The sequence below is a fragment of the Nocardia sp. JCM 34519.1 genome (genome assembly GCF_020361265.1).
GTDB classification, from domain to species: Bacteria; Actinomycetota; Actinomycetes; order Mycobacteriales; family Mycobacteriaceae; genus Nocardia; species Nocardia arthritidis_A.
Genome location: NZ_JAIRBR010000014.1, coordinates 39,628 through 52,895, shown reverse-complemented (window position 1 = coordinate 52,895; position 13,268 = coordinate 39,628). Strand labels below are relative to the sequence as shown.

At 67.1% G+C, this 13,268-nt stretch carries 15 protein-coding genes; 13 read left to right on the top strand and 2 right to left on the bottom strand.

What is annotated here, in order from left to right; all coding sequences use genetic code 11:
• Positions 1–17 precede the first annotated feature (17 nt).
• Positions 18–842, bottom strand: a complete 825-nt coding sequence (locus LGY53_RS29085) for a hypothetical protein (RefSeq protein WP_225729887.1) — start codon at positions 840–842, stop codon at positions 18–20.
• An 89-nt stretch (positions 843–931) separates the two neighbouring features.
• On the opposite strand from LGY53_RS29085, the gene LGY53_RS29080 reads away from it, so the two are divergent.
• The 12 genes from LGY53_RS29080 to LGY53_RS29025 all read left to right on the top strand — a co-directional run bounded on the left by LGY53_RS29080 (position 932) and on the right by LGY53_RS29025 (position 9,671).
• Positions 932–1,489: a hypothetical protein gene (locus LGY53_RS29080; RefSeq protein WP_225729886.1), complete on the top strand. Its 558-nt coding sequence runs from the start codon at positions 932–934 to the stop codon at positions 1,487–1,489.
• Between the two features lie 180 nt (positions 1,490–1,669).
• Positions 1,670–3,457: a DUF4407 domain-containing protein gene (locus tag LGY53_RS29075; RefSeq protein ID WP_225729885.1), complete on the top strand. Its 1,788-nt coding sequence runs from the start codon at positions 1,670–1,672 to the stop codon at positions 3,455–3,457.
• On the top strand, positions 3,454–4,245 hold the full coding sequence (locus LGY53_RS29070; protein ID WP_225729884.1) for an ESX secretion-associated protein EspG: 792 nt from the start codon (positions 3,454–3,456) through the stop codon (positions 4,243–4,245). Before LGY53_RS29075 ends, LGY53_RS29070 begins: the two co-directional genes overlap by 4 nt.
• Before the next feature lie 97 nt (positions 4,246–4,342).
• A complete protein-coding gene (locus tag LGY53_RS29065; protein WP_225729883.1) occupies positions 4,343–4,684 on the top strand; it encodes a hypothetical protein in 342 nt (113 codons plus the stop codon).
• Positions 4,685–4,701: 17 nt separating this feature from the next.
• Positions 4,702–5,001, top strand: a complete 300-nt coding sequence (locus LGY53_RS29060) for a YbaB/EbfC family nucleoid-associated protein (protein WP_225729882.1) — start codon at positions 4,702–4,704, stop codon at positions 4,999–5,001.
• A gap of 157 nt (positions 5,002–5,158) precedes the next feature.
• Positions 5,159–5,479 (top strand): hypothetical protein, encoded by a 321-nt coding sequence (locus LGY53_RS29055; protein WP_225729881.1) that lies wholly within the window; start codon positions 5,159–5,161, stop codon positions 5,477–5,479.
• Complete coding sequence (locus LGY53_RS29050; RefSeq protein WP_225729880.1) at positions 5,476–6,771, top strand: hypothetical protein; 1,296 nt, start codon at positions 5,476–5,478, stop codon at positions 6,769–6,771. Before LGY53_RS29055 ends, LGY53_RS29050 begins: the two co-directional genes overlap by 4 nt.
• A 10-nt stretch (positions 6,772–6,781) precedes the next feature.
• Complete coding sequence (locus LGY53_RS29045) at positions 6,782–7,099, top strand: PE family protein (protein ID WP_167472169.1); 318 nt, start codon at positions 6,782–6,784, stop codon at positions 7,097–7,099.
• A gap of 26 nt (positions 7,100–7,125) precedes the next feature.
• On the top strand, positions 7,126–8,118 hold the full coding sequence (locus LGY53_RS29040; RefSeq protein ID WP_225729879.1) for a PPE domain-containing protein: 993 nt from the start codon (positions 7,126–7,128) through the stop codon (positions 8,116–8,118).
• The gene (locus tag LGY53_RS29035) at positions 8,115–8,906 is read left to right on the top strand and encodes an ESX secretion-associated protein EspG (protein ID WP_225729878.1); all 792 of its coding nucleotides are present in this window, start codon (positions 8,115–8,117) and stop codon (positions 8,904–8,906) included. The genes LGY53_RS29040 and LGY53_RS29035 overlap by 4 nt, the downstream gene beginning before the upstream one ends.
• Positions 8,907–9,002: 96 nt before the next feature.
• Positions 9,003–9,314 carry a WXG100 family type VII secretion target gene (locus LGY53_RS29030; RefSeq protein ID WP_225729877.1) on the top strand — a complete coding sequence of 104 codons (312 nt, stop codon included), beginning with the start codon at positions 9,003–9,005 and terminating at the stop codon, positions 9,312–9,314.
• A gap of 42 nt (positions 9,315–9,356) precedes the next feature.
• On the top strand, positions 9,357–9,671 hold the full coding sequence (locus LGY53_RS29025) for a hypothetical protein (protein WP_225729876.1): 315 nt from the start codon (positions 9,357–9,359) through the stop codon (positions 9,669–9,671).
• Positions 9,672–9,739: 68 nt separating this feature from the next.
• Here the strand turns inward: LGY53_RS29025 and eccE are convergent, their stop codons facing one another.
• The gene (gene eccE, locus LGY53_RS29020; protein WP_225729875.1) at positions 9,740–11,500 is read right to left on the bottom strand and encodes a type VII secretion protein EccE; all 1,761 of its coding nucleotides are present in this window, start codon (positions 11,498–11,500) and stop codon (positions 9,740–9,742) included.
• A gap of 238 nt (positions 11,501–11,738) precedes the next feature.
• Between eccE and eccB the strand changes: the two genes are divergently transcribed.
• The gene (gene eccB, locus LGY53_RS29015; protein ID WP_225729874.1) at positions 11,739–13,232 is read left to right on the top strand and encodes a type VII secretion protein EccB; all 1,494 of its coding nucleotides are present in this window, start codon (positions 11,739–11,741) and stop codon (positions 13,230–13,232) included.
• The last annotated feature ends 36 nt before the right edge of the window (positions 13,233–13,268 follow it).

Sequence of the window (13,268 nt, the reverse complement as noted above, 5' to 3'; positions counted from 1 at the left end):
CGAGCCGCCCGCGTTTTTCAGCCCAACTTCGCGACAATTTCCGCGGCGATATACGCGCCGATCCGGTTGTCGCGGGGTTCGGCCGGATCGTACGCGGGCTGGAACAGTTCGAGAATTCGATCCACCTCGGGCCGGATTCCGGCTATCCGTTCCGGATAACGCAATTCGACGTACGTGCGCAGATTCTGCGCCGACAACGATTCCGGCCGCACGTCTGGCAGGAAATAATCGATGAAATGTTCACCGCCGGTGGGCAATCCGTAAATGTCGGCCATGGCGGTGAGATCCTCGAAGAGGATACGCAGATCCACCAGATCGCGGCGGACCGCGTCGGCGACCACCCGCCCGATATCTTCACGGCTGGTTCGGTCGGCGACGAGATCGAGAATGGTGCGGTGCGGCGTCGTGACCGGCACGCCGCGGTGGATCATGACGTCGTCGGGGGTGAGCGGTGCGATATTGATGAGCACCGCGCGCGGCGTGACCCGCTCGACCGCCGAGGTCAGCCGGATACCCGTGGTCCGGATGACCCCGAGTTCCAGTACCTGACAGGCGGATTCGTGCGAGACCACGACATCCTTCTCGATGGCGTCGGGACGTTCCCAGCCGAACAGTTCCGGCGAAACGGCGAGCCAGGCCGCATATGGAAAGGCATATTGCATGCCGTAGGTGCTCGCGGAAATCTGATGCACCGACCAGTCGAGCTCGTGCATCAGACCAACCGATGCGAAATGCGCGAGCGCGGCGTCGTCGGCGCCGGCCCGTTTCGCCTGTGCCGTGGTGATCAGGCCGTTTTGGCGCGCCGCGGCAATCGATATTTCATAGAACACCTTTTCCCACATCGCATCCTCCAAGCGCGAACGGCCGTCGCGGTCAGCACTACTGTAGACAGTGCGGCCCAACGCTTTCCACAAGAATCGAGGAGACCGCTGTGACCGACACCCTGCCATTGGCGCGCACCAATGCCGAGGCGCATCTGTTCCTGGAGTTGCAGCCGTGCCCGGACTGCGGTGAAACTCGGTGCCGCTTCCGCGGTTCCGTCGTCTATTCCGGGGATGTGCTCGCGAGCAGATATACCGGCACCTGTCCGCGCTGCGGCGCCGAACGCGCCTATCGGTTCCGGCTGCCCGACGAAATATTGCCGCCGCCCGATGACGCGGTGCGCTTCGGCGGCGACGATCCCTCGCAGTTGATCGATCCCGGTGTGTGGCTGTGGTATTCGGATATCTCCGCCCGACAGGCGCCCGCCGACCGGTCCGGCCTCGACGACGACGCCGCCCACTCGGCCCGGCACGCGCTGGCCACCGCGCTCGCCGCGGTCGAGGAGGTGCTGAAATTCGTTCCGCCGTCCGCGGACCGGGTACCCGAGCAGGCCTTCACCTCCCTGGACGGACGCGCGCTGTACGAGCGCGAACCCGGCCGGTTCAGCACCGCGCGGCTGATCGCGCTGCGCGACCACTACGCCGGACAACTCGCGGATCGGCGGTGATTCACGCCGCGGTAACCGAATGTTCGTACGGTACCGGGACAGTCTCGATGCTGATCAACCTTAAGCGAGTGTCAAGTCATGGAATATGGGGCGCTGGATTCGGACGGATCCGTGTAAACATGTCAGAGAGTGGGCATATGCCCGGCACAGGGTAGCGCCGAGCTAGTCGGGAGTCGATCGATGGCAGATGATGGGAAGCCGCAACCTCCGGATGACTGGAAGACATTACAGGGACTGATCGAGTCCGAAAAGCTGAGGTTCGACCCCAAGTCGGTCACCCAGATGGTCAACACGATCGGTGATGTCAAGCGGTACATCAAGGCTGTGCAGTCCGAGCTGGAGAACGTCTATAACCTCAACCCTTTCACCGATCTGCGCTCCAGCGGTCAGCTCGCCCAGAGGTTCTCGGACAAGGCACAGGGCTTGCACAAGACGCTGGCCAATCAGCTGCAGTACCTGGACGATATGACCGATACGTATCTGGCGGCAGCCAAGGCGTACAAGGATGCGGACGACTACGGTAAGTACGACTTCGACAAGATTCGTGACGGCATCCCCTCCGGTCCGGTCACGCTGGACAAGTCGGCCATCCCGAAGCCGGAGCGCGACCAGTTCAACACCCCGACGCCGATCTGGCCGGGACAGGACAAGGACGGATCGCTCCCGGCCGACCTGAAAACCGCTTCGAGTAGCGACTTCGACAAAGCGACAATCCAGGGCGAGGAGCCGACCAAGATCTCGCCGGATGAGTACGACAGCATTCTGTCCCATATGGTCACCACGCAGCCGTGGGTGGCGGCGCAGAATGCCGGATCGCATTGGACCTGGCTCGGCAAGATAGTTCAGACCCAATTCGATGCGCTCAGCAAGCAGGCTGGTGATCTGTCGAGCAGCTGGAACAGCCCGTCCGGCGCCCCGAGAGCGCGCGCGGCGACGCAGGCGTACAGCCAGCAGGGTGCGGATCTCGGCTACGGCATGCAGAGCATCGGGAGCATCCTCAACTACACAGGTGGATGGCTGTCCGGCTTCAGCACGGATCTGAGCTCGGGCATCGAGCGCCTCGACCCGCACCCCAGCGAAACACCGGCGCACTACAAGGCTCGCTTCGACGAGGCGATGAAAGCCTCGGGCGTCTCCGCGATGAACAGTGTTTATCTGCCGGGACTTTCGCACACCGACTCCAAGATCGCGGTGTTGAACGATCCGTTCTCCCCGGTCAACCAGGATCCGGGTCCGCCCGGCCCGCCCGGTCCCCCCGGCCCGGGTGCGTTCGGTCCCGGACCGGGCGGCCCCGGACTCAGCCCGGCGGCGCAGGCCGAGGCGGACCGGATGCGCAAGGAGGCCGCGGATCTGCAGGCTCAGAACGCCGCGGACCGAAAGGCTTGGGAGGACGCGCGAAACGCGCAGGATCCGACGAAGCAGGGCGCGCCGGGCCCCGGGACGGACGGCAATCCCGCCAATCCGAACGGCGGCCCGAACACCGTCCCGGCCGGCCCGGGCCTGGATGCGGCGAAGCAGGGCCTGGATCAGGGCATGCAGGCGCTGAACCAGGGCCTGAACGCGGCCAAACAGCAGTACGACAAGGGCCTGATGGATCAGGCGAAAAACCTTGCGGCCGGGCTGCCTTCCACGCTCGACCCCAGCAAGCTGAGCAAGCTCGGCGGCCCGGGCCCCGGCCCGGGCAAGGGCGTACCGAGCCTCACCCCGCTGTCCCGCGAGGCGCAGCAGGCCGCCAAGCTGTTCCCGCGCGCCACCGTCAACGGCACGGCTCAGGGAGCGATCACGCGGGCCGGGCTCGCAGGCACCGCGCAGGGCACACCGGGCGCCTCGGGCGCGCCGGGTGCGGCGGCCCGCCAGAACGGCCAGGAGAAGGATCACAAGACCCCCGACTACCTCAAGCACCACGACCACCTCGAGGAGGCGCTCGGTCATCCGCCGGTAGTCGCGAAACCCGTTGTGGAGAAATGACTCAGAGCTTGCAGAGGTTCCGCCTGACCGGACTCGAGTTCATGGCCGCCTGGACCGAGCTGAACGAGGAGTACGTCCCGCCGCCGCTCTCCTATACGGCGCGCGCCCGGTACAAGGACGAACACGACCGTGAACTGCGCGCGGTGCGATCGGAGCTGCGGCGGCGCTGGGGGAACTGGCTGACGCCGGTTCTGGAGGACATCGCCCGGCCGGATATCCGCATCCTGGTACGTGGATTGGACGGGGTGCGGCCGGACAATCCGCGGCGCTGCATCAGGATGCTCGGCGCCCGCAAGGGCGACCGGGCCTTCCTGATCAATCAGGAGATCGGTGAAACCACTTGGCACGCCAATGCTTTCACCATCACCGAACATACCGCGGTGGGATTGGCCGACGCGATCGTCGATGCGTTGCCGAAGGCCGAGCCGGGTAAGCAGCCCGATGTGGTGCTCGCCGCGCCGCGCACCGACGAAATCGATTACGAATACGGCCAATCCGCCGTACTCGACTCCTTCGAGGACACCGTCGTCACACGGGCGGCCTGGTTCGAGAACGCGCCGACCACCCTGACCGGAACCATCGAGCTCGAACAGGCCTACTCCCGATTCGGGCCGCGCGGCAAGGTGCGCAGGTTCCTGCAATGGCGCGATCTCACCGACGACGGCCGGTACGCGCTGGTGCCCGGCAATCCGGTGACGGCCGTCGGCGCCGACGCCCGGCGCATGGTCGCACTGATCAATACCGAACTGGCCGAGATGGTTCGGGCCATCAAGGATGAGCGGGTGTAGCCGTGTCATCGATACGTCATCGCCGTCAATAGCAGGATTGAGGGCGTGCCGACGCGCCGGTGATGCGCGAAGATGAAGGGTGCGGAAGGGAGTCGCTATGACTGAGGAACAGCCAGGCCCGGTCGAGTGGACCGCGGCGTCACGCACCGGCGCCATCTCCGTGCGCACCACGGAACAGGGACTGCCACTTGGCGTTTCGATCGAGCCGACGGAGCTGAAGGGCGACCCGCAGCAGTTGGCGTCGGAAATCCTGCGCCTGTGCAAGCAGGCGGCCAACCGGGCGGGCATCGCGCGCCGCACGGAACTGGCGGCGGCGGGGGTGCCCGCGAGTTCGCTCGCGCTGATGGGCCTGCCGACCCCAGAAGAGGTGGCTCGCCAAGAGATCGCGCAGGAAGCAGAATACGAAACCGAGCCACAGAGTTGGCTGCGCTCGGTTTAGGGAGGAGCTGAGTCGCCTTGTACGAGACCATGGACGAATTGATGGCGAGCGTGCAGAAACGGCTGTACCGGCTGCGCGATCTCGCGGAGGACATGGGCGGCGTCGTGAGCAAGGAAACGGCGGAGGACGGTTCGATCACCGCCACCGTCGACGGTAATGGCGCTCTCGTAGATCTCGAGTTCTCGCAGGCGATTTCGCGTATGTCGCCGGAGGTGTTCGAGCGGACGCTGGTGCAGACCGCCCATGCGGCGGCGCGGCGGGCGTTCACCGAGCGCGCCGAGCTGATCACCGCGTTCAACGAGGAGATGGCCGAATAAGTATCGCCTGTTCATCGATAGACATCGCGCGTTCACGCGGGGTCCGTCACTTTTTTGTCAGCGAACCTTAAGTTTGTGCAAATTTCCTTCCGACGCTCGCAGCGCGGTTGGTATCTTCCCATTGTTAGTGAAATGTATTACAGGATCGGGGAATTCGATGAGCGAAGTCGTAGCACACACTGATGCGATTCGCGCATACGGCGGCGCCTCCGCCGCCATGGCGGCCGGTGTTGCCACCGCGGGCGCCTTCGATCAGACCGCGACCATGGCCGCGGCCGTTCCGGTGTTCGGCCTCATCGGTCAGGAGTTCCTGGCCTCCTTCGCCTACGCGCAGGCGAACCATGTGAGCTCCGTGCTGGAGCTGGCGCATGTCTACGCGGGCACCGCGAAGGCCGCGCTCGAGGGCGCCGGGGCATACGACGGTTCCGAGATCGCCCAGTCCGGCGAATTCGATTCGATCAGCACCCGAATCGTATGACGGCGCCACTGGACCACTCGATCCTCGAGTTGCTGCGCGGCAGCTCGCTCGCGCCGCTCATCGATCGTCCGGTCAACGACATCCTGCGGGATATGGGCCTCGGCCCGCTTCCGCAAATTCAAGGGCTGCCGCCACTTCCGGATATGCCCCCGATGCCGACCATCGACCTGAGCGCGCTCACCCGCCCGTTCACCGACCTGCAGAGCGCCTTCGGCACCGGCGTGCTCAACGCGGCGGGCGGCAAGGGCATCGACCCGACCCAGGCGCTCACCGGCATCACCCAAGGCCTGCAGACCGCAACGCAATTGGGCATGCAGGCGTTGCAGATGGTCATGCAGCTCTGGCAGGGTCAGGCGGCGCAGCAGGCCGCGGCCAAGGCCGGGCAGGCGGCGGATAACAGCGCCGATGTCGCGGAGCAGGGCATCGACCAGAAGGGGGTGCTCGGCGAGGCCGCCACTTCCGTCGCGGTCGGCGGCGCACTGCTCGCGGCGATCATCGCGAAATACATCGCCACCATGATCGCATCGTCTCCGTTGCTGGGAACGCCTGGCGGACAATACTTTTTGATCGCGCAGACCGCGGAGAGCCTGGCCGAGGCCACCGCGACGGTAGCCAAGACCAAACTCGAGATGCTCGGGCACTCGGCGAATATGACCCGGGCGGGCCGCAAGCGGATGATCACCAACGCGCCCAGCGGAGTCGGCTCGTCGGCGCAGGACATCCAGCAACTCATGCAGATGGTGCAGCCGCTGATGCAGTTCGCGCAGAGCGGTATGCAAAGTGCGACACAGCTGGCGCCGCTGCTCGCGCCGAAGGTCGATCCGACCAAGGACAAGGACGCCGAAGCGGCGAAGCTCAAAGAGGACAAGCTGCGGGCGGGCGATATCGCGCATGCGGGCGGCCCCGGCCCCGGTGCGGTCAAATTCGGCGGCGGTCCCGGTGTCGCGCCGGTGGCCACGCCGCTGAGCCCGTGGGGCACCAACGCCGCGGGTTCCCTGCCCGGTGGACTCGGAAGCTCTTCGCCCACAGTTGAATCCGCGGCGATGCGGGCTCCGGTGATCAATCCGCAGACGGCGGCGGCGTCGGGCTCGCCGGGTTATATGCCGATGGGCGGCGCGGCCGGTGCGGCGGCGGCCGCGCGCGGCGGCGACGCGGGCACGGTGCCGAGCCACCTCATCACCGCACAGCACGGCGACGAGGTAGTCGGCAACATCGACGGGGTCTCGCTGCCGGTGGTCGGTGCGGCCGAGCACGTCACCGAACCACCGCCCGACAAGGAACTGACGCTCTGAGGAGGCCGTCATGGCAACTACCGGTGTGCGTTTCGACGCGACGGCGGCGCGCGACGCCGCGTTCCGGCTCGACGGGCTGGCCGATCGGCTGGAGAACGATCTGAAGGATGGTGTGCAGACGCTGCACGTCGCACCGTCCGGCATCGACGAGGTGTCGCTGCGGGCGGCCCAGACCATGAACGACGTTGCCGGGTCGTACACCGACAGCGCCACGGCGGGCGTGCACGAACTGCGCAAGCTGGCCGCGACGCTGCGGGCGCAGGCCGACAGCTTCGGCCGCGCGGAAACCGAGAGCGCCGAGGCGCTCGGCGGCACGGAAGCCGTTTGAACCTGGAAGGCGAATACGGAGCCGCGATGATCGAACCACCGCAACCGGGTTTCACCGGCGTCGTCTGGGAGGCGCGTGAGCCCGACCGGCTCACCCGCGAACTGACCACCGGTCCGGGTGCGATTCCGATGGCCGAGGCCGGGGCCACCTGGACCCGGCTGGCCGCGAGCTTCGCCGCGGCGGGGATCGAGTACGACCAGATCATCAACACCCTGCAGGGCGCCTGGGATTCCGATACCAGTGGCGTTGTGCTGGACAAGATTTCGACGCTGCGCGACTGGCTGCACGATGCCGCGCGGTCGGCGGGCGAGAATGCGCTGCACGCCGAAAAGCAGGCCGCCGCATACCAACTCGCGCGGCTGACCATGCCGAACGCGCTCGATATCGAGGCCATCCAGCAGGCACAGCGGGCACTGGAATCCATCGGCGCCGCGCTGGGCGCGCCGATCAAAGCCGTTGCCGCACAGACCGATTCGGATGCCGACCTGGCCAAGGCGGCCGCGTCGCGGGTGATGCGCACCTACGAGGCGGCCACCGAACCGCTCGCGATACCGTGGCAGCAGGAGCGGCCGCCGACGGTGGCGACGCCGGTCGCGCTGGCGGCCGAACAGGCCGGTGCGCAAGCACAGCCCACGGTGCCGACCGGGACCATGCCGGTCGGCCTGGTCGGCGGGTTCGCCCCGCCGCAGATCCCGCTGCCGCCACGGACGCTCACCGCCTACCGCGCGCCGGTGTACGCGCAGGCCGCGCACACCACCGAAGAGGCCGAGCACCATACGGTTCCGATCACGAATCAGGCGGCGGCCACGACGGCGGCCGCTCTGCCGCCCGGTGCGATGGTCCCCGGCGCCGCGGGCATACTGTCGGCGCAGGAGCAGGACTACGAGCCGCGCGCCTCGGCGGTCGAGCGCACCGATGCCATCGGCGCCGAGCTCGGCATCGTCTCGGCCCCATCGGTACTCGGCGCGCCGGAACCGCCGACGCAGACCGGGCAGGCCACCGCCGGGGGTGGCGCGTGACCACCGTGACCAACGACGGCCTGCTCGCCCTCGCCGACCGGCTCGGCGTGCAGACCCTGCCGCTGGTGCTTTCCGTTGGCCCGCAACAGGATTCGTTCGAGGCCTGGACCGAGGCACAGCGCAATGCGGAAACGCAGCTGAAGGCCGCGGGCCTGATCGACGGGTACGGCGAGGTCACGCCCGAACTCGCCGACGCGCTGTTCACCCTGGCCCAGCCGGATACCGAGCTGATCGCCAGGGTCTTCACCGGTGCGGCGCCGGTCCGGATCTGCGTGGCCCGGCGCGGCGAACAGCATGCGCTCGCCGTGCGCACCGGCGACGACTTCGATATCCGGACCGTGTGGGCCGACGGGTCCGGCGCGGTGCTCATTCGCCCGCTGCTGGATGCGCTCGGCCCCGGAAAGCCCGCTGATGTGGTGAATTTCAGCGCACCGTCGGACGAGTTGAGCGAGCGACTTTCGGCGGCGCGCACCTCGGCCGACTTCACCGACGCGGTATACGCGCTCGGAGTCGCTGAAAGAGACGCTCCCGCATACGGACTCGCCTTCGCGTCCTGCCATGCCTACGCCGAAATCGTGGCCTGTATCCACGAGGACGGCGTAACCACCCGGCCGCCCGGTGCGGTCGCGGTGTACGACACCGAGCGGGGTCGCATCGTCGCCGCGCCCGGTATCGCCCAGGACCAGCAGGTCTGGTCCACCGTCACACCGGGCACCGATCACCGGATCGCGCAGGCGATTTCGGCGCTGATCGAGCTCCTGCCCGGGGGGAGGTGGCTGCCGCAGTAATCCAAGAGGGGTGCACAAAAGCAGTTATCTCGCACTCGGGTGATGCCGTTCGGGCGTCACCTTCCATCACAACAACTTTCAAAAGGAAGGTGTGACATGGCAGTAGTAAGAAATAGTCACCAAGCGTTGCTCGCCGGCAAGCAGATGCTCGATTCCGTCGAGAATGTGAAGGGGCTCCTGAAGGCGATCGAGGAGCATGTGGACGCGGCCAAGCCCGGCTTCCAGGGACGGGCAGCCACCGCCTTTTACGGCGTTGCCGATCAGTTTCACACCAATGCCGAGACGATGCGGCAAAAGCTCGACGCTATCGGTGAACAGGTCAGGTCGGGTAGCCAGCAGTACGGAAATATGGACGATATCGCCGAAACCGAAGTGCAGCAGTCGGGCGGCGGCCTGCTGAATATCTGACACTCCCTGACGAACAACTAGATTTATTACGAAGGAGCAGACATGGTCGCCGACGACGACAGCATGTTGTATGACCCCAAGTACATCGAGCCGCTGTACCAGGAACTGAATAAGCACGCAGGCCTTCTGGGCTCCGAGCACGAGCATTGCCAGAACTATGGCAAGCACCTGGAGTCGGTCTGGGGGGAGAACGCGGCTTTCATCGACGGTTTCAAGCCGGTCTTCGACGATTGGTCCAACAACTGGCACAACGACATCGTGGTGCCGCTGACCAAAATCTCCCAGCAGGTCGAGCACGCGCTGCACAGGGCGCTGTCGGTCGACAAGAACGTTGGCGAGGGTTTCGGCGGCCACTGACAAGGTGGCCCCCCACACGGCCGGCCGGAGTTCCCGAACTCCGGCCGGCCGTTGTCGTCCGTTCCGAATTACCGTGCCGCGGCCAGCGATTCGCCGATGTACCACATCTCGTCGGGTGTGGTGACCATATTCACCGTCGCCGCCGCGGTCGAGGTGCGCACCGTGATCAGGTTCGGCGCGGCCGGATCCTGAATCAGCACGATATCGGCGTCGAACGGCCCCGGCGGGGCCTCGGGCGCGCGGATGTGCACGATGGTGGCGCCGCCGGTGAGCATGGTCGGCGCGATGCCGTCGAACACCACGACGGTCGACGTGCGTCCACCGCCGCCCGGCTGCGATGCGGGCGCCTGGTATTGGCCCGCGCCACCCGCGTACCTGGGCGCCAGCGAGATCGAATGCGGCGCACCGACATTGGCGACCATGGAATTCCACGCCTCGGGCCGGTCGGTGTGCACGACCGTGTGCGCGCCGAGCGCGATGGCGCGCAGGATCACCTGCTGGGCCAGGTCCAGCTTGCCGATCACCTCGAGATGTCTTGTGCCGTCACCGATCAGCGGCACCGCGATGCCCTGGCCGAGATCGTCCGCGCCGATCAACTGCCCGCATCCCGCGGTGGGTAGCGCGATTCCGCTGAGCGCCGTCAGCGGCCCGCGGTAGTCGCCCGCACTCGCGGTATCACCGCGGCCCCCCTGGACCGGCAGACAGTCCAGCAATGCCCGGTATTGCCTACCCGGGAGCGTGCGCAGCCCAGGTACCGGCGGCTCGTCCGGCGGCCGCACGGTATCGAAACGGACCAAGGCGCCCAACCTGATCGGCGGCGGCGCGCCGTCGCGCTGCTCGTTGACGCCGCGCTCTCCGGGGCGCAGCCGCACCGTCACCGTTGTGCCCAGTGACGGCGTCGCCCAGATATCGGCGAAGCCGCGCTCGCCGATGAGCTCCGGGCCGATCTCATAGCTGGTCAGGTGAATATCGCCGTGCACGAGGGATTTCGGCGTCTCGATGAAATCCGCGAGCGCGACGCCCCTGGTGAGCCTGCGCACCGCCGAGTTCATCTCCGCCGCGGTTAGTATCGAAACCGAGATGTCGAGCGCGGCAAGCCGATTGGCCACCCGGCGGGTCGCGATGATCGCGGTGCGCAGCGCGCCCGTTCCGCCGCCGCCCCGGTTGTCGACGGCCTCGGCGTTCGCCAGCGGATCCAGCCGCAGCACCAGCCACACCGTGCGATGCGCGATGGCAGGCAGCGGCCCGAGGATCCGGTCGTACAGCTGGGCTACCGGGGCGTGACCGACCGTCCGCGAACCGGTGCTTATCACATCGATCGAGGCCAGCCGGATATCGAATTGTCCGAGGCACTTACCGATTTCGGTGAGCGGAAGCACCTGGTCGGTGCTGAGCGAACCGCGCCGCAGCAGCGTCATCGCATCCGGCGGCGGGTCGATGCGCATCATCGTGGTGAGCAGATCGCCGTCCCAGCGCACGCCGTAGCTGCCGCCCTCGGGCAGCGGCACGTCGAACGCGTCCGGCCCGGCGTCCTGCGGACCCGGTTTGGTGCGCCGCGAGCGGAAGGCCAGCCAGCGGGCGAACATGCCGACGAGGTTGCGCGGATTGCGTTTACGGACCGGCGCCGCGCCGAGCGCGAATACGACGGCACCGCAGAGCGCCACCGCCCAGACGGGTGCCCGCAAAGCCAGGGCAACCCAGGAGACCAGCGCCGCGAGCAGGCCGAGCGGGACTACAAGCCGCAGCGGAATCTGGCGAAAGAGCCAGAATTCGGGATCGCGCAGCGCGGTGTTCTCGGAGTTTTCCGGTTCGTTCACGGCCTCGTTCACGCATATTCGCCTGGTTCGAAATACTGATAACCGGCGCTGCCGGGTTCCTCTCGGCAATACAGTACCGCGCCACAACAATGTTCGCGGTACGGTATTAGCCTGACAACTGATTTCGCATGGACATGGGTAACTCATCGGGTGCGGGCCGACGTGCCACGCCACCCGACCGCCGGTCGCCAGCGCGACTCATGGCGCACCTAAGTCTGGCCTGAAGACGCGGAGAGGCGGAACAGCGCACGTGCCGGCTCAGCTGACCACCAGAGCCCAGGTCAATGGATACCGTTTCCTGCTGCGACGGCTCGACCACGCGCTGGTCCGCCGGGATGTGCGCATGCTGCACGACCCGATGCGTTCGCAGTCGCGCTCGATGATCGTCGGCGCGGTGCTCGGCATCCTGGTCGTCGCGGGTATGGCGATCCTGTCGTTCCTGCGGCCGCAGGGCGCGATCGGCGATTCCAAGATCATCATGGGCAAGGACAGCGGCGCGCTCTACGTCGTCATCGAGGACTCCGACAAGAACAAGGTGCTGCATCCAGTGCTGAACCTGGCCTCGGCCCGGTTGATCAGCGGCAGCAGCGAATCACCGAATTCGGTGAAGGAGAACAAACTTTCCGATCTGCCGCGCGGCCCGATGGTCGGCATTCCCGGCGCACCCGCCGCGCTGCCCGGCTCGGGTGCGCCCGACCGATCGGACTGGTCGATCTGCGAGACGGTGCAGCTGTCCAGCACCGGTAGCGCGCTCGGGTCGCCCGGGGTGGTCAGCGCCGTGCTCGCGGGCAGGCCCGTGCTGAACGAGCGGATCAAGCCGACCGCCCCCGACCAGGCCCTGCTGGTGCGCAGGCAGGACAAGACCTACCTGGTGTACGACGGCAAGCGCGCCGAGATCGATCCGGATAATTCCGTGATGGCCCGCTCGCTGAATCTCGGTGGGGTGCGGCCGCGTCCGGTCGGGCCCGGGCTGCTGAACGCCGCGGAGGCCGAGCCGCCGCTGGTCGCGCCGGATATCCCGCAGGCGGGTCAGCCCGGCCCCGGCAAGCTCGCCGATGTGCCGGTCGGCGGCGTCATCTCGGTCGGCGGCGTCGGCCGCGGCGATCAACCCCAGCTGTTCGTCGTGCTCTCCGACGGTGTGCAGCGCATCGGCGAGTTCGCCGCGCAGGTGCTGCGCACCGCGAATTCGCAGGGCATGCGCGAGATCAAGACGGTGGCGCCCGATGTGCTCACCAATATGCCGGTGCTGCACGAACTTCCGCTCGATCACTTCCCGGCGACCGCGCCGAGGATCCTGTCCGCCGAGGACGCCCCGGTAGCCTGCGTGTACTGGTCGAAGACCCAGCAGTCCGGCGGCGTCGCCGACGGCCCGACCGATCGCGCCGCGGTGAGCCTGCTGGCCGGATCCCGTCTGCCGCTGAACGATTCGGACAAGCCGGTCGAACTGGCCAATGCCGACGGCGTCGGCGACCACCTCGATATGGCCTACGTTCCGCCGTCCACCGGCGAATACGTCCGGATCACCGGTATGGAGCCGGCCAGCCCGCGCCGCGGCAGCCTGTTCTACGTCGCGGAAAACGGTGTGCGCTACGGCATCCCGGATGCGGAAACCGCCGGAATACTCGGCCTGCCCGCCGCGCCGAAGCTCGCGCCATGGGCCATCGTCGGCCAGCTGGTCCCCGGCCCGACGCTGTCCAAGGACAACGCCCTGACCGGCTACGACGTTCTGCCACAGGGTCGCTGACACGCGAACGGCCCCACCGGTCGCGGTGGGGCCGTC

Bases quoted from the DNA above. Each gene is read 5' to 3' on its own strand.
- LGY53_RS29040 (WP_225729879.1), top strand. From the start codon at position 7,126: ATGATCGAACCACCGCAACCGGGTTTCACCGGCGTCGTCTGGGAGGCG.
- LGY53_RS29085 (WP_225729887.1), bottom strand. From the start codon at position 842: ATGTGGGAAAAGGTGTTCTATGAAATATCGATTGCCGCGGCGCGCCAA.
- LGY53_RS29075 (WP_225729885.1), top strand. From the start codon at position 1,670: ATGGCAGATGATGGGAAGCCGCAACCTCCGGATGACTGGAAGACATTA.
- LGY53_RS29055 (WP_225729881.1), top strand. From the start codon at position 5,159: ATGAGCGAAGTCGTAGCACACACTGATGCGATTCGCGCATACGGCGGC.
- LGY53_RS29065 (WP_225729883.1), top strand. From the start codon at position 4,343: ATGACTGAGGAACAGCCAGGCCCGGTCGAGTGGACCGCGGCGTCACGC.
- LGY53_RS29030 (WP_225729877.1), top strand. From the start codon at position 9,003: ATGGCAGTAGTAAGAAATAGTCACCAAGCGTTGCTCGCCGGCAAGCAG.
- LGY53_RS29025 (WP_225729876.1), top strand. From the start codon at position 9,357: ATGGTCGCCGACGACGACAGCATGTTGTATGACCCCAAGTACATCGAG.
- LGY53_RS29050 (WP_225729880.1), top strand. From the start codon at position 5,476: ATGACGGCGCCACTGGACCACTCGATCCTCGAGTTGCTGCGCGGCAGC.
- LGY53_RS29070 (WP_225729884.1), top strand. From the start codon at position 3,454: ATGACTCAGAGCTTGCAGAGGTTCCGCCTGACCGGACTCGAGTTCATG.
- LGY53_RS29045 (WP_167472169.1), top strand. From the start codon at position 6,782: ATGGCAACTACCGGTGTGCGTTTCGACGCGACGGCGGCGCGCGACGCC.